Source organism: Komagataeibacter rhaeticus (assembly GCF_011611525.1).
Classification (GTDB): Bacteria; Pseudomonadota; Alphaproteobacteria; order Acetobacterales; family Acetobacteraceae; genus Komagataeibacter; species Komagataeibacter rhaeticus.
This window is the reverse complement of the sequence record NZ_CP050139.1, coordinates 2,698,771-2,722,774: the sequence shown is the minus strand read 5'-3', so window position 1 is coordinate 2,722,774 and position 24,004 is coordinate 2,698,771. Positions and strand designations below refer to the sequence as shown.

Genomic DNA, 24,004 nt, shown 5'->3' with positions numbered 1-24,004 from the left:
AGCATGTAATGAACCCACACCAGGCACCCCTGACGACTGAAGAAAAACCGGCAGGCCGTGAACTTGACATGACCGCTGATGTCAGCCTGCAGCTTCTTGAGCAGGCAACCGACGGCGTGGTCATCATCAACGAGCGTAACGAGATCGTTTTCTTCAATCCGGCTGCGGAAAAACTGTGGGGCTTTACCGAAAGCGAAGTGCTGGGGCGCAATGTCAGCTGCCTTGTGCCCTCCGTCTATCGGGGTGATCATGACAGCTACATCTACAAGAACCGCAAGACCGGCGTGAACCGTATTGTCGGTACTTCCCGCGAGGTCACGTTCGAGAACAAGGCCGGTGACTACATTTCGGGCGAGATGTCGATCTCGACCGCGCTGCTTGGCCCGGAAAAGAAGCGCTACTACATGGCCTTCATGAAAGGCGTGACCGAGGAGAGCCACCGCCGCAAGCTGCTGGACCTGCAGAACACGGTGTTCCAGGCCATCTCCAACGACATGCAGGTGGAGGACGTGGCCGACCTGGTCTGCCGTGAGGTGGAAAGCTTCGTACCCAATACCGTATCCGCCATCATCCTGCTGGATGAAAACAACCGCCTGAGCATCCTGTCAGGTCCCGGCCTGCCGCGCCGGTATGCGGCGGCGCTTGAGAACATGTCGCTGACCGAGGGTGACCTTGCCGCCCTGGGCAATGACCTGTCGGAAGCCAACAGCATCGTATGGGACAGCTACCGTTCGCTTGGTATCTCGCTGGGGCTGCACAACTGCTGGGCTTCGGCCATCAAGTCGCGCAACGGGCGGATTTCGGGCATCTTCGCGCTGTATTCGCGCAATCAGTACAAGCTGAGTGACTGGCCGCAGAAGATTGTCAGTGGCTGCGTGCCCTTCTGTAGCGTGGTGATCGAGAATTACGAGGCCCAGCAGCATATCTCGCAGCTGGCCAATCATGACTCCCTGACCGGCTTCCTCAACCGTACGGCGATCCACAAGGTCATCAAGTCGATGATCGACCGCCCCGGTGACAACAGGTTCGCGGTCTTCATGATCGATATCGACCGCTTCCGCGACATCAATGACACGCTTGGCCACATGAATGGCGATGCCTTCCTGCGCGCCATTGCCGAGCGGCTCAAGATGATGTCGCGCAGCAACTACATCCTCAGCCGTTCGGGCGGGGACGAGTTCGTCATCGTCATGCCCGACAGTGACGAGGAACGCGCCACGGCCTTTGCCGAAAGCCTGATCAAGGCCATGCAGGAACCCATCGAGATTGCGGGCAACCTGCTGGTTGTGTCCCTTGGCATCGGTATCAGCCTGTTCCCCGAAAACGGGCCGGACGGGGAATCGCTGCTGGGCCATGCCGAAATCGCCATGCGCCGGTGCAAGAAGGAGGCCCGTGGCGGTTACTGCGTGTCCAGCACGGCGGATAACCGCGCGGCGCAGGACCGGCTGCTGCTGGGGTCCGCGCTGCGCGAATCGCTGGCCAAGGGCATGCTCAACCTGCATTACCAGCCGCAGGTCGATATCAAGACCGGCCGCCTGTATGGCGTGGAGGCCCTGTCGCGGTGGAAGCATCCCACGCTGGGCAACATCTACCCCTCACGCTTCATTGCCGTGGCGGAGGATACCGGGCAGATCGAGACGATCGGCACCTGGTCGCTGGAGGAAGCGACGCGCCAGATCATCGACTGGGAGCGCAAGGGCCTGTATGTCCCCACCGTCTCGGTCAACCTGTCGGCCGCGCATTTCCGCAATCGCGGGCTGCCCGCGCTGATCGAGCGGATCCTGAAGGAGCGCACCCTCAACCCCGAGCGCCTGACGGTGGAGATTACCGAAAGCGTGATGATGGATGAGAACGAGGATACGATGGAAGGGCTTGCCGCCATCCGTAACCTTGGTGTCGGCCTGTCGATGGATGATTTCGGCACGGGCTATTCCAGCCTGTCGCGCCTGTCGCGCCTGACGCGCCTGCCGCTGACCGAAATCAAGATCGACCGCAGCTTCATCATGAACCTTGAGCATGATCCCAACGCGCAGGCCGTGACCACGGCGGTGATCGGCATTGGCAACCGCCTGGGCATGACGGTTGTGACCGAGGGTGTCGAGACCGAGGCCCAGCTCAAGCTGCTGCAGGGCCTGAACTGCGATGTGGTGCAGGGCTATCTGTTCGCCCGTCCCATGGCGCCAGCCGACATGCTTGCGTGGTCACAGGATGCTGGCCGCAGGCTGGAAGCCAGCATAAGCGAAGCCAATGCGCGCCAGAGCGGACAGCCTGCCTGAATTCTGTCATGATCGACTGGCTGTCTCTATAATCCCGGTACCTGGTTGGAAACAGGTGTTCATCATTTTGGATTACTATGAAACCCAAGAATTCCATTTCTCTACCCGCCGCCGACACCATTCCTGACATCAGTTTCGAACTGCTCAGTCAGGCAAAGGATGGCATGGTCATCATTGATGACCACAACATGATCCTGTACGCCAATCCGGCAGCCGAAACGCTATGGGGTTATGAGCCGGGTACACTGGTGGGCAGGCCCGTGAGTGAACTGCTGGCGGCATCGATAGAGAACGGGCACCTGCCCTTCAATATGGAGGCGCCGACGGTCGTGCCGGAGCCGGTCGCAGGCGAAGTCACGTTTGAAAACCGCAGCGGGGACTACATTTCCGCCGAGGTCAGCCTGAGTGCCGCCAAGGTCGGTGCATCGGGCCGGAATTACCGGCTGATGATGGTGCGCGGCATTACGGGCGCGGGCCATCGCAGCCGGGTGATGGAACTGCAGAACACGGTTTTCCGCTCGCTTTCCAGCGAGATCCAGATCCAGGACGTGGCGGACATGGTCTGCCGCGAAGTGGAGGTACTGGTTCCCAACACCGTGGCCGTGCTGATCCTGCTGGATGAGCAGAACCGCCTGCGCATCCTGTCCGGCCCCGGCATGCCACGCCGCTTTGCCGCGGCGCTGGAGGAGATGCGCCTGACCGAAGCGGACATCGCGGCGCTGGCCAATGACCTGGGGGAAGCCACCACCATCGTGTGGGACAGCTACCGCTCCGTTGGCATCTCGCTGGGGCTGCACCATTGCTGGGCATCGGCCATCCGCACGCGCAATGACCGCATCACGGGCATCTTCGCGCTGTATTCGCGCTCCGAGCGCAGCCGGGGGGAATGGCCCGCGCAGATCGTGAACAGCTGCGTGCCCTTCTGTGGTGTGCTGATCGAACAGCACGAGGCACGCCAGCACATCTCGCAGCTGTCCAATTTCGATCCGCTGACCGGCTTCCTCAACCGCACGGCAGTGCACAAGGTGATCCGGTCCATGATCGGCCAGCCGGGGGATAACCACTTCGCGCTGTACATGATCGATATCGACCGTTTCCGTGATATCAATGACGCGCTTGGCCACATCAATGGTGACGGGTTCCTCAAGTCGGTTTCGGAGCGGCTGAAGGGCATCTCGCGCAGCAATTACGTGCTGAGCCGGTCCGGACCGAATGAATTCCTGATCATCGTGCCCAATACCCGCAAGGAAGATGCGGTCAAGTTCGCCACGATGCTGCATGACAGCGTCAAGCAGCCGATCGAGATTGGCGGCAATATGATCGTGCCCACGCTGGGCATCGGCATCAGTGTCTTCCCCGAAAACGGGCCTGACGGGGAATCCCTGCTCAGCTATGCCGAGCAGGCCATGCGCCATGCCAAGCGCGCGGGCCTGGGCATGACCCACCTTGCCCGTTCGGAAGATAACAAGGCGGCGCAGGACCGGCTGCTGCTGGGTTCCGCCCTGCGTGAATCACTGGCCAAGGGGCTGCTCAACCTGCAGTACCAGCCACAGATCGACGTGCGCAACAATACGCTGTATGGCGTGGAAGCGCTTTCGCGGTGGAACCATCCCACACTGGGCAACATCTATCCCTCACGCTTCATTGCCGTGGCGGAAGAGACCGGCCAGATCGAGGCGATCGGCACCTGGTCGCTTGAACGCGCGGTGCACCAGATCCTGGAATGGGATGCCCATGGCGTGCATGTGCCCACCGTGGCGGTCAACCTGTCCGCGGGGCATTTCCGCAACCGGAACCTGCCCGGCTTCATCGCCCGCCTGCTGAGCGAGAGCCGGCTGGAGCCGAAGCGTCTGACGGTGGAGATTACCGAAAGCGTCATGATGACGGAAAACGAGGATACGAACATGGTCCTGCAGGCCATCCGTAACCTTGGCGTTGCCCTGTCCATGGATGATTTCGGCACGGGTTATTCATCCCTGTCGCGCCTGACCCGGCTGCCGCTGACCGAAATCAAGATCGACCGCAGCTTCATCATGAACCTTGAGCATGATGCCAATGCCCAGGCGGTGACCACCGCCGTGATTGGCATTGGTGGCCGCCTGGGCATGACGGTGGTGACGGAAGGGGTGGAAACCATCCGCCAGCTTGACCTGCTGCGCCAGCTTGGCTGTGACGTGGTGCAGGGCTATCTGTTTGCCCGGCCCATGACGCCGGACAAGCTGGAGGAGTGGATTCGTGACAACAGGCTGGCAGCCGTGCTGAAGGAAGCACAGGACGCTTCGGTCGCCATTCCTTCGGGCGAGTAATCCCCCTCAGCCTGCGGATGCTGCCCTCACACCCCGGTTCGCAAGGACCGGGGTGTTTTCGTGGGTGCGTTCCCATGCGCGCGGGAATGGTTTGCACGCTGGCGGGCGCATGCCATACACCGGATGACGGACGCGTGGGGCCGTGCGGCACATCTGCCCCGGCGCGCCATCTGCCGCCCGTGCGCCCGCCCGTGGCCGGTCGCGGGGCCATGACCACAGGATATGCCCATGACCTTACCCGTTTTTGATCTCTGTCTTGAAAATGGCAGCGTTGTCCTGCCCGATGCCACGGTCGTGACCAGTGTGTACGTGCGTGACGGACGGATTGCCCGTATTGGCGGGCAGGGAGATGCGGGGCGTGTGATCGACTGTACCGGGCTGACCATCCTGCCTGGCGTGATCGACACGCAGGTCCATTTTCGTGAACCCGGCCTGACCGGGGCGGAAGACCTGGCAACGGGCAGCATGGCCGCCGTGATGGGCGGTGTGACCGCCGTGTTCGAGATGCCCAACACAAAACCCGCCACGGACTGCCCCGAAGCCGTGCTGGACAAGCTGGAACGCGCGCGCGGGCGCATGTGGTGCGACCATGCCTTTTATGTCGGGGCCACTACGGATAATGCCGATCGCTGCGGGGAACTGGAAAGGCTGCCGGGTACGGCGGGGATCAAGATCTTCATGGGGTCTTCCACCGGCAGCCTGCTGGTATCCGATGATGCGGTGCTGGAGCGCGTGCTGCGCTCCGGCCACCGCCGTGTGGCCATCCATGCCGAGGACGAGGGCCGTTTGCATGCACGCCTGTCCGAACGCAGGGCGGGTGATCCCGCCTCCCACCCCGTATGGCGGGATGAGGAAACGGCCCTGCGCGCCACGAAGCGTATTGTCAGTCTGGCCCGGCGCACGGGGCGGCGTATCCATGTGCTGCATGTCACCACTCCGGCCGAACTGGAATTCCTGTCTGGTCACAAGGATATCGCCAGTTGCGAGGTCACGCCGCAGCATCTGACGCTGGCGGGGGAGGAAGCCTATGCCGAACTGGGCACGCTGGCGCAGATGAACCCCCCCATCCGTGGCCGCGCATGGCGCGACGGGCTGTGGTACTGGATGGGGCAGGGCGTGCCCGACATCATCGGCTCCGACCATGCGCCCCATGCGCTGGAAGCCAAGCAGCGCAGCTATCCCGACAGTCCGTCCGGCATGCCGGGCGTTCAGACGCTGCTGCCGCTTATGCTGGACCATGTGGCCCATGGGCGGCTGTCGCTGCGCCGGGTGGTGGACATGACATCCGCTGGCCCGCAGCGCCTGTTCGGGCTGGTGCGCAAGGGACGGATCGCGGTGGGATATGATGCCGATTTCTCGGTGGTCGACCTTGCCGCGCGCTGGACGGTGCAGCAGGACTGGCTGGCGTCCAAATGCGGGTGGTCACCCTTTGTGGGGCGTGAACTGCATGGTCGCCCGGTTGGTACCATCATCCGGGGCCATGTCGCCATGTGGGAAAACCAGCTTGCCCCCACCGCGCAGGGTGCCCCCCTGCTGTTTGAAGCCACGGACCGTCCGCTGGCACCCTGAGCGGCATGGCCTGCCGATAAGAAGCGACAGGGGTTTCCGGGCGTCGCCTTTTTTATAAAGGCGACGTTCCTGAAGCTTTTTGAAAAAAGCTTCACCAAACACTTCTTTCTGTCTGGTGGAAGAGACGTGGGGCCGCCCTGCCTGCCAGATGGCATGCGGAAGGGTGTGGGGACCGGCTGTCCTGCTAACAGGAAGCTGTGTTTTTTTCAGGGAATTAAATGGTGCCCAAGGGCGGGATCGAACCACCGACACTGCGATTTTCAGTCGCATGCTCTACCAACTGAGCTACTTGGGCACCGGGCCGTTGTCCGGCTGGGTCAGGGCAACCGGGGCCGTCCTGACGTTGGACAAGCGTTTAACCTACCTCATCATCGGGATCAACCCGTCTTGTGTATTTTTCATCCTCCGCAGGGGGAAACTCGCTTGAGGGCACCCGGTACTGGCCCGAAAACCAGCGGCCAAGGTCCACATCCGCGCAGCGGCGCGAGCAGAATGGCCGGTAGCGTGCCTGGGCAGGCTGGCCGCAGATGGGGCAGGGGGGCAGGGCAGGGGGTTCAGTCATGGTCAGTTCTCCAGCCATGGGCAGGCAGGGTCGGGTCGGCAACCGGCTGGAGCACGCGGCCCGTCAGGCGTAAGAAATCCGCCATCCAGCCCGGATGGTCCTGCACCAGCCGCAGTGTCGCCTGCCCGCAGGCCAGCAACACGGGCCGCCCGTTGGGGGGCATGCCACGATAGGCCTGCATCTGCACACGCAGCGCGCGCAGCAGCCGCCCTTCGTGGGAGTGGAACAGTTCATGCAGCGGCGGGTGCACGCGCGGGCGGACGATTTCCGCAAGTCCCAGCGCCGTAAAGCCCAGGAAGCGTGGGCGCAGCGGGTCATCCTTCAGCACGGTTTCCACCGTTTCCGCCAGGGCACGACGCTTGCGGATGGCAAGCCCCGCCACATCCACGATGATCGCACCGGACAGGTTGCGCAGGCGGAGCTGGTGCAGCAGGTCGGGCAATGCGTCGCGGTTGGCGGCAAACTGCGCGGTCTGCTTGGGGCGTCGGTCCATACTGGCGCCCCCCCCGTCCATGTCGATGGCAGTCAGGGCGGGCGTGGGGGTGATGCTGGCCGTCATGCCGCCCGGCAGTTGCACGACCGGGTCTTCCAGCGCATCCACCTGGGCGCGCAGATCGGCGTCGAATGCGGCGCTGACGCGCAGGAGCCGGGGATGAAGGTCCGCAGGCAGCGCGGTGGCAAGGGCCGCGTCATCAATGGCGACGGGCGCATCGGGGCAAGACCGTGCCAGCCGCTCCAGAGGGGTGGGGCCACGGCGCAGCAGGCCAGGTTCGGACCCGCCGGGCAGGTCGGGGGGCAGGTTGCGCGCACCCAGCCGCACACCCTTGCCGCCCTGTGCGCTGCGGGTCACGCGAACCAGGACCACCTGCCCCTGCGTAAGGGGGCCAAGCCCTTCCGAATCGGGCAGGAACCCGGCCTGTTCCAGACCCGGCAGGGCAATGAAGGTGCCCCCCAGGGCAGGCACATGGGCACTGACGCGCGCACGGTAAAGGTCGCCCACGCCATCGGCCATGTCTGGCCGCCACAGCGCGAAATCGCACAGCCTGCCATTATCGGTTACGGCAATGCGGACCTCTCCGGGGCTGCTGCTGGCGCAGATGCGCATGCTCACCGCACCCAGCGCCCTTTCTGCCCGCGCAGCATCTGCGCGGTCTCGAACAGGGGCAGTCCCACAATGCCGGTATAGCTGCCCGACAGGAACCGCACGAACGCCGCCGCATGGCCCTGTATGGCATAGCCACCGGCCTTGCCCTGCCAGTCACCGGCTTCGATCAGCGCGTCAATCTGCAACGGTGTCAGGCGTGAGAAGGCAACCGTGCTGGCAACCAGCCTGCTGCCCGCGCGCCCGTCCTTCCACGCGGCGGTGGGGCGCAGGGCCACGGCGGTAAAGACGGTATGGCGCCGCCCCGACAGCAGGTTCAGGCACGTGCGCGCCGTCTGCGCGTCCTCGGCCTTGGGCAGGATACGCCGGCCAAGGGCCACGACGGTATCCGCCGCCATGACCAGTGCGGGGCCATCCAGCCGACCGGCCACAAGATCCGCCTTTTCCATGGCCAGGCGCTGGGCATGGGGGCGGGGCAGTTCATCGCGCCGGGGGGTTTCATCAAGATCGGCAGGGCATACCCGGTCGGGCACGACCCCGATCTGCCGCAGGAGTTCAAGCCTGCGCGGCGAAGCCGAGGCCAGGACAAGCTGCGCGCCCGCATCCGCCCCGGCAGGGGCGGTGTTTTCGGTCATGACCGGCAAGGGCGGCTTACTTGAAGCGGAATGTGATGCGACCCTTCGTCAGGTCATAGGGCGTCATTTCCACGTTCACGCGGTCGCCTGCCAGCACGCGGATACGGTTCTTGCGCATCTTGCCACTGGTATGCGCCAGAATGGTATGCTCATTATCCAGTGTGACGCGGAACATGGCATTGGGCAGCAGTTCGGTAACTGTGCCGCTGAATTCGATCATGTCTTCTTTCGACATCGTGTCCTTCAATCATCAAGGTTTGCCGTCCTGCCGCAGAAATTGCGTGCGGTACGGTTGGTTTATGTGGGGATACGCGCGGCCCGGGTCAAGCTCCGTTCTGCGCGCGCTTCAGGCTGTCAAGCCGGACCGATACGCTTAACGCATGGGCATCAAGCCCTTCCGCCTCGGCCAGACTTACGGCGGCGGGGCCGATTTCACGCAGCGACTCGGCCTGGGCGCAAATGAACGTGGTGCGCTTGATAAAGTCGAACACCGACAGCCCGGACGAGAAACGCGCCGTGCGGCTGGTCGGCAGTACATGGTTCGGGCCGCCGACATAATCGCCAATGGCTTCGGGGCAGTACCGTCCGATGAAGATGGCACCCGCATGCCGCACCCGTTCGAAGACCGGCTCCGGCGCATCCACCATCAGTTCCAGATGTTCCGGCGCGATCTCGTTTACAAGATCCGCCGCTTCATCAAGACTGCGCACGGTGATGATCGCGCCGTGGGCATCCCAGCTGGCGCGCGCGATTTCGGCGCGCGGCAGGGTTTCCAGTTCGGTGGCAACGGCATGCGCCACCTTTTCCGCCAGGCCCGCATCCGGCGTGATCAGGATGGACTGGGCCATGGGGTCATGTTCCGCCTGCGCCAGCAGGTCGAGCGCTATGGCGCGCGGGTCGTTGTTGGCATCGGCCAGCACGACGACTTCCGACGGACCGGCAATACTGTCGATTCCCACCTTGCCAAACACCTGCCGCTTGGCTTCGGCCACATAGGCATTGCCCGGCCCCACCACGCGGTCAACCGCGGCAATGGTGGCCGTGCCATAGGCCATGGCGCCCACGGCCTGCGCACCGCCCACGCGGTAGATCTCGGTCACACCCGCGCGGCGGGCGGCGGCCAGCACCAGCGGGTTGAGCACGCCATCGGGCGTTGGCACGCACATGGCTATGCGCCCGACACCGGCCACATGGGCGGGAATGGCATTCATCAGCACGGACGAGGGATAGGCCGCCTTGCCACCGGGCACGTACAGGCCAACCGAATCCAGTGCCGTCCAGCGCATGCCCAGGGTCACCCCTGCGCCGTCCACGTAACGCAGGTCGGCGGGCATCTGGGCGCGATGGAAGGATTCGATGCGGGTGGCCGCCACTTCAAGGGCCGCCAGCAGGTCGGGCGGGACTTCGGCACAGGCGGCATCCACCTCGGCTGCGGTAATGCGCAGGGTGGCGGGGGTGACACTGGTGCGGTCAAAGCGGTTGGTGAATTCGCACAGGGCTTCGTCGCCACGCGCGCGCACGGCGGCCAGGATATCGGTGACCGGGCCGTCAACGCGTGCGGTATCGCTGTCCCGGTCGGCCAGCAGCGCGGTGAACCGGGCGCGGAAATCGGGCTGCTGGGTATCGAGGCGCTTCATGCCTGCTGGTCCTTGGCTTGCGCTGTGCCGGAGGCCAGCGCCGTACGAAAACGGTTGATGATGGCGGTAATGCGCTCAGGCTGGGTCTTGAGCGCCGTGCGGTTCACGATCAGGCGACTGGTGATGTGGGCGATGGTCTGGGTTTCCTCCAGCCCGTTGGCGCGCAGGGTGGAACCCGTGTCCACCAGGTCCACGATCAGATGTGAAAGGTCGAGCACGGGGGCCAGTTCCATCGCGCCATGCAGGTGGACGATGCTGGCGTTGATGCCGCGTGCGGCGAAATGCCGTCGGGTCAGGGAGGGATACTTGGTCGCCACACGCACCTGCGAAAGGCGCTTCGGATTGTCCTCATGCCCCGTGCGGTCCCTGGGCCGGGCAATGGAAATGCGGCACCCGCCAATGCCCAGGTCCAGCGGGGCATAGATTTCGGGGTAGTCGAACTCCATCAGCACATCCGCGCCGCAGATGCCGATCTGCGCGCCGCCAAAGGCCACGAAGGTCGCCACGTCAAACGAGCGCACGCGCACCACGTCTATGCCGGGGTCGTTGGTCCCAAAGCGCAGCAGGCGGCTTTTCTCGTCATTGAAATCCGGTCCGGGCACGATGCCCGCCCTATGCAGAAGCGGCGCCGCGGCCTTGAGGATACGGCCCTTGGGCAGGGCGAGTACCAGCGGGCTATCCGTTTCCGGGACGGCGTTCTGGGCCGGTGACAGGACGGTCAATGTATTCTCCGACATGAAGGCAGGTACCGCTGCCGCACAGGGCACCCCTTTGGTGACATGCGCGCATACCACATCCGGCCTTCATGCAGGAAGGGCAGTTTTCTCGGGGCAGCGGCCCGTCAGCCCGAAACGCGTTCGATATGCGCGCCACACTGCGCCAGCTTGCGCTCCACGGCCTCATAGCCGCGGTCAAGATGGTAGACGCGGCTCAGGATCGTCTCGCCATGGGCGGCAAGCCCCGCGATGATGAGCGAGAACGACGCCCGCAGGTCCGTCGCCATGACCGGCGCGCCGGAAAGTGAATGCACGCCCCGGATAATGGCGGAAGACCCGTGCACGTTGATGCGCGCGCCCATGCGGTTGAGTTCGGGCACATGCATGAAGCGGTTTTCGAAAATGGTCTCCGTCACCATCGAGGCCCCTTCGGCCACCGACAGCAGCGCCATGAACTGGGCCTGCATGTCGGTCGGGAAGCCGGGATACGGCTCGGTCATGATATCGACCCCGCGCAGCGCGCCGGTGCGCTGCACGCGCACGGCGCCCTCTTCCTGCACCATTTCCACGCCCGCTTCCTCCAGCGCGCGCACCACGGCGCCAAGATGCTCGATCTGGCCGCCCACCAGCCGCAGTTCGCCGCCGGTAATGGCGGCGGCACAGGCATAGGTGCCACATTCGATCCGGTCGGGCATGACGCGGTAACGGGCGCCATGCAGCCCTTCCACGCCGTCAATCACCAGCTTGCCGGTGCCGATGCCGGTAATGCGCGCGCCCATGGCGTTGAGGCAGCCGACCAGATCCCCGATTTCCGGTTCCCGCGCGGCATTGACGATCTCGGTGCGCCCGCGGGCCAGGGTTGCGGCCATGAGCAGGTTTTCCGTCGCCCCCACCGAAGCGAATGGCAGGATGACACGCTCGCCCTTCAGTCCGTTCGGGGCTTCGGCGTGGATGTAGCCGTTTTCCAGCGTGATCCTGGCCCCCAGTGTTTCCAGTGCCTTGAGGTGCAGGTCCACCGGGCGGGTGCCGATCGCGCAGCCGCCGGGCAGGGACACGCGGGCTTCCCCGCAGCGGGCCAGAAGCGGGCCGAGCACCAGGATCGAGGCCCGCATCTTGGAGACGATGTTGTAAGGCGCCTCGGTATTGGTAATGGCACCGCCCACCGACAGCGTGCCGCCATCTCCGCTGACATCCTCCACATCCAGGCCGTGCTGCTCCAGCAGCCTGCGCATGGTGCGGATGTCGGCAATGCGGGGCACGTTGTCCAGCACCAGCCGCTCGGGCGTCAGCAGTCCCGCCACCAGCAGCTTCAGGGCCGAATTCTTGGCCCCGCCAATAACGATGTCCCCACGCAGCGGGTGGCCGCCGTGAATGATGAAACGGTCCATGATGTGCGCCTCCTGCCCCTTACATGCGTGGCGGGGCGACGCCAACCTGCCCCATGTATTTGCCCTTGCGGTCGGCGTAGCTGACTTCACAGGGGGATGCCCCCTGGAAGAACAGGAACTGGCAGATCCCCTCATTGGCATAGATGCGCGCGGGCAGGGGGGTCGTGTTGCTGATCTCGATCGTGACCTGGCCTTCCCATTCCGGCTCCAGCGGGGTCACGTTCACGATGATGCCGCACCGCGCATAGGTGGATTTGCCCAGGCAGACCACCAGCGTGTCACGCGGTATGCGGAAATATTCGACCGTGTGGGCCAGCACGAAGCTGTGCGGCGGGATGGTGCAGCAGTCGCCATGGCGGGTGACGAAGCTGTTTTCGGCAAAGTTTTTCGGGTCGACCACCGCGTTGTCCACGTCGGTGAAAATCTTGAATTCGTTGGCGACCCGCGCGTCATAGCCATAGGAGGACAGGCCGAACGAGATCACGCCCTCGCGGCTCTGCTTTTCCACGAAGGGTTCGATCATGCCGTGCTGCGTGGCCATGCGGCGAATCCACGAATCAGGCATTATTGGCATGGTATCCCTTCCCTGGGCATGAGTGGCGCGGGCACAGGTGCCGCTGGCCGATCCCTAACGAAGTGACCGCCCGACCGCAACCGCCAATCACGCTTCGTTGCGGGATATGTCGTGGCCTGCGGGGGGAGTGGCCTCGTCCGCCGGGGTGGCGCGGGCGCGACTTTGCTGCTTGCGGCGGCGCAGGTTGGCGCGCAGGGCCTCGGCCTCGCGCTGCTGGCGCGCGCGGCGGGCTTCCTCGGCCCGGTCGGTGGGGCGGGGGGTGTCTGGCCGTTCGGTCATGATCGTGTTCTGTCAGGCTGGGGCCCGCCCCGGCTGCGGGGCGGGCGGGGGGCGATCAGGCCGTGGCCGGCTGTGTGGCGGGCGTTGCGGGTGCCGTGTCCGGCCGCGTGGTGCCATGCGGGATGCCGCAGCGCGCCAGCAGTTCGCGCAGGCCCACCACCACGGGGAAGATCTCGACATTGCGGTCGTGGCCGACCTCGTTCCAGGCGGCCTGTTCCAGTTCCACGATTTCCTTGTCTTCCAGGAAGATGCGGTTGGTGAACCAGCCCAGCGCGGGCCAGATCAGGTCGATCAGCAGCGGGGTCTGCGGACGCAGGATGGACAGCAGGCCAAAGGACTGGGTGACGCGCTGCTCCTTGTCCACCGGCACGTAGGCGGTCCACAGGTCCATGATCAGGTCACCGTCCTTGTCGGTGATGCGCAGGGTCTGGTACGGGTATTCCGTGCGGATGGTCACAACTTCCTCCACGGGCTGCTCCCTGCCCTGCAGGTCCTTGTGCTTGCCAAAGATCAGGCGTTCGGCCAGCGGCTGCTGGCCCGCGCAGCGCATGAAGCTGTAACGCGCCTCGATAAAGTTCTCGCCCCGGTCCTGCCCCAGGAAGCGCGCCTTGATCTGCCCCATCTGGCGGCGGTGCAGGAACTGGTGGTTCATGTCCATCAGGTTCTCGTGCATGAACGTGTAATGGCAGTTCACGCGCGGGCTGAAATGCTTGGTCTTGTATCTGGGGTTGTCCGTCTGGGCCAGCTTGGGGAAGGGGACGGTATCGGCCTTTTCCGGGTTGCCGGGAAAGACGAAGATCAGCCCGCCCGCTTCCCGCACGGGGAAGGTGCGCACGCCATTGGGCAGCTTGCCCTTGCCCAGATAGGGCACGTCGATGCAGCGGCCCGAGCGGCCAAAGGCCCAGCCATGGTAGCAGCAGCGCACGGTCTGGCCGTTCACGGTGCCCTTGCTCAGCGGGACCTGCCGGTGGGGGCAGCGGTCATATAATGCGAACACGCTGCCTTCCTCGGGGCGGACCAGCACGATTGGCGTGCCCGCGTAGCTGACCGCCAGCGTCTTGTCCTTCCTGAGATCGGCCGACCACGCCACGGGGTACCAGAAGTCCGGGTCGCAATCGACCCGGCGCAGGTCGGGCTGCGTGGCCCTGGATGCGGTGTCTGCCTGGACTGGAGAAATCTGGTTCATGTGGTGCGGTCCCGAAGTGTTCGCGTTGCAACGGCGGGCCACGGGCCATGCCCGTCCGCCAGAGGATGGAATGCGCAATGGGTGAAGAATTTCAGTCGTGTTGTCGACTGTAAAACCACAGGCTGCATAAGGCTCATGCTTAATGCAGGAAGCTCATCCGGGGTTTCCGGGCAGCTTATGAGGCAGATCAAGGCAGGCCCCGTCCGGACGTGGCATGCTGGCGGCCTGCCCGCCTGCTACCCGGCTTCGGGCAGGGCTTCATCCTCCAACGGGGCATCCGCCATCATGCTGTAGTAGAACGTATCCGCAAGGCGGGTATGCAGCAGTTCATCATAAACCGCGAGTGTTGCGTACTGCATGGCCTGGGTGGAGTAATGCGTGCGCACGTTCTCACGCGCATGCCAGGCCAGCGCCTCGCGTTCCGCATTGTCCATACCGGCTACATGACGGATGCACGCGGCCAGCGCCCTTGCATCATCGGGGGGGAAGGAAAAGCCGGTGATCCCGTTTTCCACCGTTTCCAGCGCCGCGCCATGGGCGGATACGATAACGGGGCGCCCCATGGCCTGTGCCTCCACCACCACGCGCCCGAAGGGCTCGGGCCGGCGGGAGGGGACGACAACCATGTCCGCCAGCATCATGGCCGCCGGCATGTCCGCGCAGTGCCCGGCAAAGCGCAGATGGGCCGCAATGCCCCCCTGCCGGGCCTGCGCCACAAGCTGCCGGCCTTCCCTGCTGTTCGTCTCACCCACGAAAATGCACACCCAGTCCCCGCTGAACCCGCCTGTCCGCTCCAGATGGGCCAGTGCCTCGATCAGCAGGGCATGCCCTTTCCACGCGGTCACGCGCGCGGGCAGCATGATGACGGTGGCGCCATCGGGGATGTCCCACAGCCCCAGCAGTTTCTGGACCCGGTTGCCCCGCACCCCGCCGGGGTCGAAGCGCACCATGTCCGCGCCGCGCGGGATCAGGCGCAGGCGGTCGCCGCCCACCTTGTATTCATCACGCAGGCGGGTGGCGATGTAGCGGCTTATGGCAATGACCCGCGCGCCGGATGCCAGTACGCTGTTATAGCGTTTCTTGCCCGGCAGGTTGGCGTCATGCACCCCGTGCCATGTGGTGACCATGGGCACGCCCAGCCGCCTGCACGCGAAATGCGCGGCCCATGCGGGCGCGCGGGAGCGGGCATGGACAAGATGGACACCATACTGCTGCATGACCTGCCGCAGCCTGCCGGCGTTGCGCATGACGGAAATGGGGTTCTTGGCCCCCAGTTCCATTTCCACCGGAATGGCGCCGATATATTTCAGGCGCGGGACCAGGCGGCCGCCCGCGCTGGCCACGATGGCGGTGCCACCAGCCTGGACAATGGCCTGCGCCATTTCCAGCGTGCCATGTTCTATCCCGCCGGATTCGAGCGCTGGCAGCGCCTGCAGTATGACAGGTCGGTCAGAAACGGTTTGCATCACGTTCCTTCATATCACGACCGTAGCGAAACTGCACGGGTCGGCAGCAAATGGGGGCTTTGCCCTTGACGTGTGCCGCGCCTGGGCCGACGAATGCGGTGATGAGAGTTTCCGCGTGCCTGCCCGTTTCCCTTTTTTCCATGCGGGCACAAGCCCGTGCCCGGCACGGCGTGGCCCGTCGCCCGGCCGCGCGGCCGGGCGGGGGCATGGCGGTGGGACCGGCCGTGCTGGGGGTGGCCCTGCTGCTGGCCGTGGCGCTGGCCTGCCGGTGCGCGTGGGCCACGGCCGATGGCCCGGCGGCCCCGGTGGAAACGCCACCTGTGGCGCCCCCCCAAGCCGCGCCGGCCACCGCGCCCGAGGACTGGAGCTTTTCCCGCTGTACCGCCACCCTGGCCGATGACCCGGATGGCGCGCGTGATTATGCCGAGGACTGGCGCGCCCATGGTGTTGGGCTGGAAGCCGGGCAATGCGCGGCCCTGGCGCAGATGGAAGTGGGCGATGTGGCCACCGCCGCCGCCGCGCTTGACCGTCTGGCCCGCACACCCGGCTGGCCTGCCGGTATGGCGCCGGGTGCCCGTGTTCCGGTGGAGGATACACCGCAGTCCCTGCGCCGCCGTGCCACGGTGGCGGAGGAGGCGGCCCGGGCCTGGCAGGCCGATGACAGCCCGAAACAGGCGATGGACAGCGCAACCTACGGGCTGACGCTGGCGCCGGGGGATACCGCGCTGCGTCTGGTCTATGCGCGGGTGGCGGTGGAACTGGGCCAGCCCCGGCAGGCCATCGACATGCTGACCCCGCTGCCCGCCACCCCCGCCGCGCGGGACGAGGCACTGGTGGCGCGCGCGGGCGCATGGCGCCAGCTGGGGCGGATTGACCAGGGCATGGCCGACATCGATGCCGCCCTGAAGGACATGCCCCATAACGGCCCCGCCCTGCTGGAGCGCGGCATCCTGCACCAGCGCGAGGGGCAGATGGAAGCCGCCCGCGCCGACTGGCAGGAAGTGGTGGCGCTGGCCCCGGATTCGGATGAAGCGGATCTGGCGCGCCAGGACCTGTCCCTGCTGGAAACCGACCCCGAGGCACCCTGACCCCATGGCCCGCATCCTGGTAATCCGGCTGGGCGCGCTGGGGGATTTTGTCCAGTCCTTTGCCCCCTTCGCCACCATCCGTGCCCATCATGCCCATGATGTGGTAGACCTGCTGACCCAGGAGGCCCTTGCCGGACTGGGGCGGCAGGCGCCGTGGTTCGACCATGTGCTGGTGGACCGCAGGCCGCCATGGCACGACCTGCGCGCGGTGCTGGCGCTGCGCCGCGTGCTGCGCTCGTATGATTTCATCTATGACCTGCAGACATCGGGCCGCAGCACGCGCTACCTGCGCCTTTCGGGCCTGACGGCATGGTCGGGAATCGGGCGTGGTGGTCAGGCGGTGCATGACAACCCCCAGCGCCGTTTCATGCATACCCGCGCCCGCCAGCGTGACCAGTTGCGTCGTGCGGGACTCGAGTCCCTCTGTGTGCCCGACCTGTCATGGCTGGCCGCCGGTGGTCCCGTGCTGCCCGCCCCCTATGGCGTGCTGGTGCCCGGTGCCGCCGCCCACCGCCCCGCCAAGCGCTGGCCGGTGGCACGGTACGCGGCGCTGGCGGTGCGCATGGCCGAAGGCGGCCTGCTGCCGGTCGTGGTAGGGGGAAAGGGGGAAGGCGCGCTGGCCGCCACCATACGGGCGGCCTGCCCCACGGCGGTGGACCTGACCGGCCGCACCACGCTGCCCGAACTGGGCGGCGTGCTGGCGCGGGCACGCTGCGCGGTGGGTAACGATACCGGGCCAATGCACATGGCCGCCGCGCTGGGCGTGCCCTGCACGGTGCTGTTTTCAGCCGACAGCAACCCCGCCCTGACCGCCCCGGTGGGGCAGCATGCGGGGCAGGTAAAGGTGATTTATGTGCGCGATCTGGCTACCGTGCGCGTGGACAGGGTTGCGGCAACGCTCGGCTGACGCCATTACAGCGGAATATCTTCATACCGGAGCAATGAAACCATGCCTGCCATAACCCTGCCTGACGGATCCGTTCGCCGCTTTGACGGGGCAGTGACGGGCACTACCGTGGCACAGTCCATTGGCGCGGGGCTTGCCCGTGCCGCCCTTGCCATGGAAGTGGACGGCAAGCTCATGGATATCGGCCGCGCGGTCGATCATGACGCCCATGTCCGTTTCATCACGCGCAAGGACCCCGAAGCGCTGGAAATGATCCGCCACGACGCCGCCCATGTGCTGGCCGAGGCGGTGCAGTCGCTTTTTCCCGGAACGCAGGTCACCATCGGCCCGTCGATCGAGAACGGGTTCTATTACGATTTCTATCGCAACGAGCCTTTCTCGCCCGAGGATTTTGCCGCGATTGAAAAGCGCATGGCCGAGATCGTGGCCGCGAACGAACCCTTCGTGCGTGAGGCATGGCCGCGTGAAAAGGCCATCGAATTCTTCGAGGACAGGGGCGAGCGCTTCAAGGCCGAACTGATCCGTGACCTGCCGGAAGACGAGGAAATCTCGATCTACCGCCAGGGCGAATGGCTGGACCTGTGCCGTGGCCCGCATCTGCGCGGCACGGCGGATGTAGGCACCGCCTTCAAGCTGATGAAGGTGGCGGGGGCCTACTGGCGCGGTGACCACCGCAACCCCATGCTGACCCGCATCTATGGCACCGCATGGCGCGACCGCAAGGAGCTGGAGGCGCATCTGCACCAGCTTGAGGAAGCCGAACGCCGCGACCACCGCCGCATTGGCCGCGAGATGGACCTGTTCCACATCCAGGAAGAAGCCGTGGGCCAGATCTTCTGGCACCCCAAGGGCTGGCGGCTGTATTCGGTGCTGCAGGACTATATGCGCCGCGCGCAGGACCGAAACGGCTATCAGGAAGTGCGTACGCCGCAGCTGGTTGACCGTGCCCTGTGGGAAGCCTCCGGCCACTGGGACAAATACCGCGAGCACATGTTCATCGCCACCGTCGAGGACGAGGACAAGACCCTTGCCCTCAAGCCGATGAACTGCCCGTGCCATGTGCAGATCTTCCGCCACGGCCTGCGCTCGTATCGTGAACTGCCGTTGCGCATGGCGGAATTCGGGGCATGCCACCGCTATGAGCCGTCCGGCGCGCTGCATGGCATCATGCGCGTGCGGGGCTTTACGCAGGATGACGCGCATATCTTCTGCACCGAAGACCAGATCGCCGATGAAACCGCCCGTTTCGTGCGCATGCTGGCCGATGTGTACCAGGATCTGGGCTTTGAGCATTTCCGCGTGAAATTCGCGGATCGCCCCGAGCAGCGCGCCGGTGACGATGCCACATGGGACCGTGCCGAAAACGCGCTGAAGGTGGCCTGTGACATGGCGGGTGTGACCTATGAGCACAATCCGGGCGAGGGCGCGTTCTATGGTCCCAAGCTGGAATTCGTGCTGCGTGACGCGATCGGCCGTGACTGGCAGTGCGGTACGCTGCAGGTGGACTACGTGCTGCCCGAACGCCTTGATGCGTCCTATGTGGGTGAAGACAGCGCGCGCCACCGGCCCGTCATGCTGCACCGGGCGATTCTCGGCTCGTTCGAGCGCTTCCTTGGTATCCTGATCGAGCAGCATGCCGGTCGATTCCCGCTCTGGCTGGCGCCGGTGCAGGTGGTTGTTGCCTCAATCGTGACCGATGCGGCGGATTATGCGCAGCAGGTGGCCGACCGCCTGCGGGCTGCGGGCCTGGTGGTCGAGGCCGATTTGCGGAACGAAAAGATCAACGCCAAGATCCGTGAGCACAGCCTGGCCCGCGTGCCGGTCATTCTGGTCGTAGGCCGCAAGGAAGCGGAGGAAAACACCGTGGCCATGCGCCGCCTGGGTGGCAAGGCGCAGGAGGTCCTGCCGCTGGATGAAGCGGTATCGGCCCTTGCATATGAAGCCCTGCCACCCGATATCCGTCGCACGCGGCAGTGATATCCAGCCCCGCGTGCCGTGACTGCATGGCAGTTTTCACGGCGGCGGGACAAGACAGTACTTGATCTGGGGCGCGTCTTTGCGTCACATATCTTTCCATAATGTAAGGTCATTCCCGACCCGAGCGCGTATGCGGCCTTGCCCGTGTCGCGCGCGGCAGGGGGAATGGCCCTGCCTGCCGTCCGAACGCAACAGTTACAGGAGCTGACCATAGCCAGACCCCCGATGCCCACTCCGCCAAATCGAGAGGGCCCCCGTGTCAATGAAGAGATCCGCGTACCGCAGGTCCGTCTGATCGACGAAGAAGGCGAGATGCTTGGCATCATGTCCACACGTGATGCGCTGGCGCGCGCTTATTCCGTAGGACTTGACCTGCTGGAAATCAGCCCGAATGCCGAACCGCCCGTGGCCAAGGTTCTCGATTACGGGAAGTTCAAATACGAACAGCAGAAGAAGCGTAACGAAGCGCGCAAGAAACAGAAAGTCATTGAAATCAAGGAAGTCAAGGTTCGCCCGAACATTGATGAAAATGACTATCAGGTGAAGATGCGCGCCATGAAAAGCTTCATTGGCGAGGGCGACAAGGTAAAGGTGACCCTGCGCTTCCGGGGCCGTGAAATGGCGCATCAGGATCTGGGCGTAAAGGTGCTGGAGCGCATCCGTACCGAAATGGACGAACTGGCCAAGGTCGAGCATATGCCCAAGCTTGAAAACCGCCAGATGATCATGGTGCTTGCACCGCGCTGAGGTGCCGCCGCGATGATCCGGTAACACAAAGGCCCGGTGGGATGTCTCACCGGGCCTTTTCTGTCTGTTCCGTTCCACGCCATAGGGCGGCCCCATGCGGGTCAAAATGGATGAAAGTCTTTTGGATGCCGCCTTTTTTCAGACAGGCGGCGTTTTCTGAAGCGTTCTGAAAGAAGCTTTACCAGAAATTTCTGTGCCTCATTCGCCGGGCTGTTGCAAAACCAGGGTTGCGTGCGCGGTCGCCGTTACGTCCTGCATGGAAGCCGGTGCTTCGGGGGGCGTGATTTCGGCGCTGGCCGCGCGGGCCATCATCATCATGGGAATCGGGCGGGGGAAGTTCTGGTCATCCAGCGTGACGGAGCGGATGGAGGCGACCTTCAGCTTCAGCGTGCTGGCCGCCGCTTCCGCGCGCTGCTGCATGTCCTGCAGGGCAAGGGTCTCGGCCCTGCGGGTCAGTTCCGTCCGGCGTGCCGTGGAAAGTGACCAGTCCAGCCGGGTCAGCACCAGATTGTCGCCCTGCAGCTGCCCGATCAGGGGCAGGAGTCCCTTGCCGTCATGCGCCGTCAGGCGGATTGTCTGGCGTGCGATCCATTGCGGCCTGCGGTTCTGGCGGGGGTCGCCGTCGTCATGATGCACAACATAGGATTCGGCATTCACGCCCATGCCTTCTACCGGTGTGGCAAGGGCAATCGCCTTGCCCACCTGCGTGTTGACCTGCGCCTGCGCCGCGGCAGCCGTATCGGCGTGCGATTCGGCGTAAAAGACGGCGGTCAGTTCATCCGGCTGTGCCTGCACCGTGCCGGTGGCAGACAGATCAAGCGTGGTGGCGGCGGCAGCGGCGGCGGGTGAGAAGAGCGGCCGCTGTGCCCGGGCGGCCACCGGGTGCAGCCCGGTTGCCATGAGCAGGGGAAGAAGGGCGATCCGTCCCCTGCGGGTGCGGCTCCAAAGCTGGATAATGCTCATGAATGCGTGGTCTCTTTCAGTTCCACCAGGGCACGGCGCAGCCGGACAATACCGGAGCGGATCCGTCCTTCCCGGCACATGTCAGCTCCCTGCATGCGCAGGCTGTCCACATCCTGTGGCAGGGCGGGGCCATAGGCATCGATGATGTTGAGCAGGCGGTTGCAGTAGGCCTTGGTATCGCTGGTAATGATGACAGGCTTGTCCGCGCCATCGCGTGCGGTCACCACGCGTACCATGCCGCTGTCCTGTGCTGCCGGCACGGGTGTCGCGCCACACAGGCAGAAACTCATCACGACGACGGCGGGCGTCATGGCGGGGTGCAGGTTCATGCTGTCACTTTACGCTACTGTTCGTGTCATGCTGATGGGAGAAAGGTGACGTTTGAGTCATGCCTGATATGTTCTGTGGAGATGGACACTCCCGTCCATCGTCCGACAGGGCGCAGGCGGCAATGGGCAGCGCCAGCGAAACCGTAAGCCCGGGATTGTGGGCCGACAGCTGCATCTGGCCCCCGTGCAGCTGCACGATGGCGCGCACCATGGATAGCCCCAGCCCGGCGCCCGGCGTGTTGCGTGCCTTTTCCGCGCGGAAGAAGCGTTCCGTCGCCCGTGCCATGTCGGCCGCGCTCATGCCGATTCCCTCATCACTGACCGACAGGTCCAGCATGCCTTCGCCCGTAGGCCCGGTAACACGGCCCGGTGCCAGCTCCCGCATCCGGGCGCGCAGGTGCACCGTCCCGCCGGAGGGGGAGAACTTGATGGCGTTGTCCAGCATGTTGGCCACCGCCTGCTGGATCAGCGAGCGGTCACCATAGAAGGGCAGCGCGGCGGGCAGGTCCAGGCGCAGGGTAATGGCATGGTCTTCCGCCACGGCTTCGTACAGATCGGCCACATCCAGCAGCACCGGCACCATGTCGAACGCCATGAAGGCGGAACGGCGGGAGCCGGCCTCGATCTGGGCAATGCGCAGCAGGGCCTCGAACACGGCGGTCACATTGTCCAGGTTGCCGACCGCGCGGTCGATCGCGCCACGCAGTTCCTCTGGCGTGGTGGCGTGCAGGGCCGCGTCCTCTAGCTGGGTACGCGCGCGCGCGATGGGGGTGCGCAGGTCATGGGCAATGGCGTTGGAAACCTGTCGCACGCCGTCCATCAGGCGCACGATTCGGTCCAGCATTTCGTTGATGGCCTCGGCCACCTGGTCCATCTCGTCCCCGTTGCCCACCAGCGGCATGCGGCGGCTCAGGTCGCCATGGGCAATGGCCGATGTGGTGCGTGCCACCGTCTTGACCATGCGGCGGAAGATGCGGTGCACCAGCACCGCCCCGCTTACGGCCAGCAGGGTGACCATGACCCATGCCCATAGCAGCGAATCGGTCAGCAGGTGACGCAGGATGCCGCGTGCCCGCACGTCGCGCCCCACCAGCAGGCGATAGCCGCTATCCAGTTGCCCCGCCGTATGGGTCTGGGCCGTGCCGGGCAGGTTGTAGGCGTGGAGTTCCGCCATGCTGCGCAGGCCCGCACGGGTGTCGGGCAGGGAATACCAGCGGTCGGTGTACTGTACCCTGCCCGGCCAGGCCGAGACGTTGCCGGTCAGGTAATTCCCCTGCGGGTCGATGACGAGGTAGATCGCATCATCATCAAGGTTCTGCTCCAGCCGGTCCTCGATGGTCAGGGCCAGCGTTGGCAGGCCGCCGATGACCCAGCGTTCGGCCAGGGCGCGGGCATCGGCGTTGATTGCCGTCTCGACCTGGCGTTCCAGAAACCCGATCGTGCCCCACCACAGGAAGGACATGAACAGGATGGACGACAGCGCGAACATAAGCCCGTAGGCCAGCGCGAAGCGCAGGCTGGCCGACCGCCAGGCCCGCCAGCGCGAACGCCGGGGCGGCGGAGCGGGCGGAAAGGCCGGCTGCGCTGTCACGCGTCGTGGCCGTGGGGCTTATTCCGCACGCAGCATGTACCCCGCGTTGCGGATGGTATGGATGAGCGGCGTGCCGAAGGGCTTGTCCACCTTCTGGCGCAGGCGCGAGACATGCACGTCGATCACGTTTGTCTGCGGGTCGAAATGGTAGTCCCACACGCCTTCCAGCAGCATGGTGCGGGTCACCACCTGGCCTGCGTGGCGGGTCAGGTATTCCAGCAGGCGGAATTCACGCGGCTGCAGGTCGATCTTCTGCCCCGCGCGGCGCACGGTGCGCGAGAGCAGGTCGATCTCCAGATCCGCCAGTTCCAGCTTGGTCTGGGGGGCGGCCTCGGTCCGGCCACGGCGGCCAAGGGCTTCCACGCGCGCCAGCAGTTCGCTGAAGGCGAAGGGCTTGGTCACGTAGTCGTCCCCCCCCGCCTTCAGTCCCTGCACGCGGTCATCCACATCCGCCAGCGCCGAAAGCAGCAGCACGGGGGTGGTGTTGTTCTGCGCGCGGATGGTTTCCAGCAGGCGTACGCCGTCAATGCCGCCGGGCAGCATGCGGTCCAGTATGATCAGGTCGAACTTCTCGCTCACGGCCATGAACAGGCCGTCCTTGCCATTATCGGTCAGTTCGACCAGGTGCCCGGCTTCCTTCAGGCCCTTGGCCACGAAGTTGCGGACGGTGGGGTCATCTTCAACAACAAGAATATGCACGTTGCCT

22 protein-coding genes and 1 tRNA gene are annotated in these 24,004 nt (G+C 64.9%); 7 read left to right on the top strand and 16 right to left on the bottom strand.

What is annotated here, in order from left to right:
* The first annotated feature begins 8 nt into the window (after positions 1-8).
* The 3 genes from GWK63_RS12410 (at position 9) to GWK63_RS12400 (ending at position 6,151) form a co-directional block, all read left to right on the top strand.
* Positions 9-2,276: an EAL domain-containing protein gene (locus GWK63_RS12410; protein WP_396415480.1), complete on the top strand. Its 2,268-nt coding sequence runs from the start codon at positions 9-11 to the stop codon at positions 2,274-2,276.
* 77 nt (positions 2,277-2,353) lie between these two features.
* Entirely contained in the window at positions 2,354-4,582 is a 2,229-nt protein-coding gene (locus GWK63_RS12405) for a sensor domain-containing protein (RefSeq protein WP_110581061.1), read from the top strand.
* A 228-nt stretch (positions 4,583-4,810) separates the two neighbouring features.
* Complete coding sequence (locus GWK63_RS12400) at positions 4,811-6,151, top strand: dihydroorotase (RefSeq protein ID WP_034928645.1); 1,341 nt, start codon at positions 4,811-4,813, stop codon at positions 6,149-6,151.
* A 219-nt stretch (positions 6,152-6,370) separates the two neighbouring features.
* Here the strand turns inward: GWK63_RS12400 and GWK63_RS12395 are convergent.
* The 12 genes from GWK63_RS12395 to GWK63_RS12340 form a co-directional block, all read right to left on the bottom strand.
* Positions 6,371-6,446 (bottom strand) — tRNA-Phe (locus tag GWK63_RS12395).
* A 60-nt stretch (positions 6,447-6,506) separates the two neighbouring features.
* A complete protein-coding gene (locus tag GWK63_RS12390; RefSeq protein ID WP_083824493.1) occupies positions 6,507-6,713 on the bottom strand; it encodes a DNA gyrase inhibitor YacG in 207 nt (68 codons plus the stop codon).
* The gene (locus tag GWK63_RS12385) at positions 6,706-7,818 is read right to left on the bottom strand and encodes a ribonuclease E/G (protein ID WP_039999749.1); all 1,113 of its coding nucleotides are present in this window, start codon (positions 7,816-7,818) and stop codon (positions 6,706-6,708) included. Before GWK63_RS12385 ends, GWK63_RS12390 begins: the two co-directional genes overlap by 8 nt.
* Positions 7,819-7,820: 2 nt before the next feature.
* Complete coding sequence (locus tag GWK63_RS12380; RefSeq protein ID WP_039999751.1) at positions 7,821-8,450, bottom strand: Maf family protein; 630 nt, start codon at positions 8,448-8,450, stop codon at positions 7,821-7,823.
* Positions 8,451-8,466: 16 nt separating this feature from the next.
* Positions 8,467-8,685, bottom strand: coding sequence for a translation initiation factor IF-1 (gene infA / locus GWK63_RS12375; protein WP_010508114.1), 219 nt, complete (start codon positions 8,683-8,685; stop codon positions 8,467-8,469).
* 88 nt (positions 8,686-8,773) lie between these two features.
* The gene (gene hisD / locus GWK63_RS12370; protein ID WP_007399875.1) at positions 8,774-10,087 is read right to left on the bottom strand and encodes a histidinol dehydrogenase; all 1,314 of its coding nucleotides are present in this window, start codon (positions 10,085-10,087) and stop codon (positions 8,774-8,776) included.
* The gene (gene hisG / locus GWK63_RS12365) at positions 10,084-10,824 is read right to left on the bottom strand and encodes an ATP phosphoribosyltransferase (protein WP_223846528.1); all 741 of its coding nucleotides are present in this window, start codon (positions 10,822-10,824) and stop codon (positions 10,084-10,086) included. Before hisG ends, hisD begins: the two co-directional genes overlap by 4 nt.
* A 104-nt stretch (positions 10,825-10,928) precedes the next feature.
* Positions 10,929-12,191 (bottom strand): UDP-N-acetylglucosamine 1-carboxyvinyltransferase, encoded by a 1,263-nt coding sequence (gene murA, locus GWK63_RS12360; RefSeq protein ID WP_007399877.1) that lies wholly within the window; start codon positions 12,189-12,191, stop codon positions 10,929-10,931.
* A gap of 19 nt (positions 12,192-12,210) precedes the next feature.
* Positions 12,211-12,765 (bottom strand): dCTP deaminase, encoded by a 555-nt coding sequence (gene dcd / locus GWK63_RS12355; RefSeq protein ID WP_034928531.1) that lies wholly within the window; start codon positions 12,763-12,765, stop codon positions 12,211-12,213.
* 87 nt (positions 12,766-12,852) lie between these two features.
* Positions 12,853-13,044 carry a hypothetical protein gene (locus GWK63_RS12350; protein WP_034928534.1) on the bottom strand — a complete coding sequence of 64 codons (192 nt, stop codon included), beginning with the start codon at positions 13,042-13,044 and terminating at the stop codon, positions 12,853-12,855.
* Positions 13,045-13,099: 55 nt separating this feature from the next.
* A complete protein-coding gene (locus tag GWK63_RS12345; protein ID WP_034928537.1) occupies positions 13,100-14,230 on the bottom strand; it encodes an aromatic ring-hydroxylating oxygenase subunit alpha in 1,131 nt (376 codons plus the stop codon).
* 236 nt (positions 14,231-14,466) lie between these two features.
* The gene (locus GWK63_RS12340) at positions 14,467-15,696 is read right to left on the bottom strand and encodes a glycosyltransferase family 4 protein (RefSeq protein ID WP_039999756.1); all 1,230 of its coding nucleotides are present in this window, start codon (positions 15,694-15,696) and stop codon (positions 14,467-14,469) included.
* Positions 15,697-15,797: 101 nt separating this feature from the next.
* Here GWK63_RS12340 and GWK63_RS12335 point away from each other — a divergent pair, with 101 nt between their 5' ends.
* The 4 genes from GWK63_RS12335 (at position 15,798) to infC (ending at position 20,415) form a co-directional block, all read left to right on the top strand.
* A complete protein-coding gene (locus tag GWK63_RS12335) occupies positions 15,798-16,784 on the top strand; it encodes a tetratricopeptide repeat protein (protein WP_099963186.1) in 987 nt (328 codons plus the stop codon).
* Between the two features lie 4 nt (positions 16,785-16,788).
* Positions 16,789-17,691: a glycosyltransferase family 9 protein gene (locus GWK63_RS12330; RefSeq protein ID WP_007399884.1), complete on the top strand. Its 903-nt coding sequence runs from the start codon at positions 16,789-16,791 to the stop codon at positions 17,689-17,691.
* Positions 17,692-17,733: 42 nt separating this feature from the next.
* A complete protein-coding gene (gene thrS, locus GWK63_RS12325; protein WP_007399885.1) occupies positions 17,734-19,668 on the top strand; it encodes a threonine--tRNA ligase in 1,935 nt (644 codons plus the stop codon).
* A 225-nt stretch (positions 19,669-19,893) separates the two neighbouring features.
* On the top strand, positions 19,894-20,415 hold the full coding sequence (infC, locus tag GWK63_RS12320) for a translation initiation factor IF-3 (protein ID WP_034928547.1): 522 nt from the start codon (positions 19,894-19,896) through the stop codon (positions 20,413-20,415).
* A gap of 198 nt (positions 20,416-20,613) precedes the next feature.
* Here infC and GWK63_RS12315 read toward each other — a convergent pair whose 3' ends face one another.
* The 4 genes from GWK63_RS12315 to GWK63_RS12300 all read right to left on the bottom strand — a co-directional run bounded on the left by GWK63_RS12315 (position 20,614) and on the right by GWK63_RS12300 (position 23,997).
* Positions 20,614-21,378, bottom strand: coding sequence for an SIMPL domain-containing protein (locus GWK63_RS12315; RefSeq protein WP_007399888.1), 765 nt, complete (start codon positions 21,376-21,378; stop codon positions 20,614-20,616).
* The gene (locus tag GWK63_RS12310) at positions 21,375-21,707 is read right to left on the bottom strand and encodes a hypothetical protein (protein WP_034928552.1); all 333 of its coding nucleotides are present in this window, start codon (positions 21,705-21,707) and stop codon (positions 21,375-21,377) included. The genes GWK63_RS12315 and GWK63_RS12310 overlap by 4 nt, the downstream gene beginning before the upstream one ends.
* A gap of 4 nt (positions 21,708-21,711) precedes the next feature.
* A complete protein-coding gene (locus tag GWK63_RS12305; protein WP_007399891.1) occupies positions 21,712-23,196 on the bottom strand; it encodes a sensor histidine kinase in 1,485 nt (494 codons plus the stop codon).
* Positions 23,197-23,316: 120 nt separating this feature from the next.
* Positions 23,317-23,997 carry a response regulator gene (locus GWK63_RS12300; protein WP_007399892.1) on the bottom strand — a complete coding sequence of 227 codons (681 nt, stop codon included), beginning with the start codon at positions 23,995-23,997 and terminating at the stop codon, positions 23,317-23,319.
* Between the last annotated feature and the right edge of the window lie 7 nt (positions 23,998-24,004).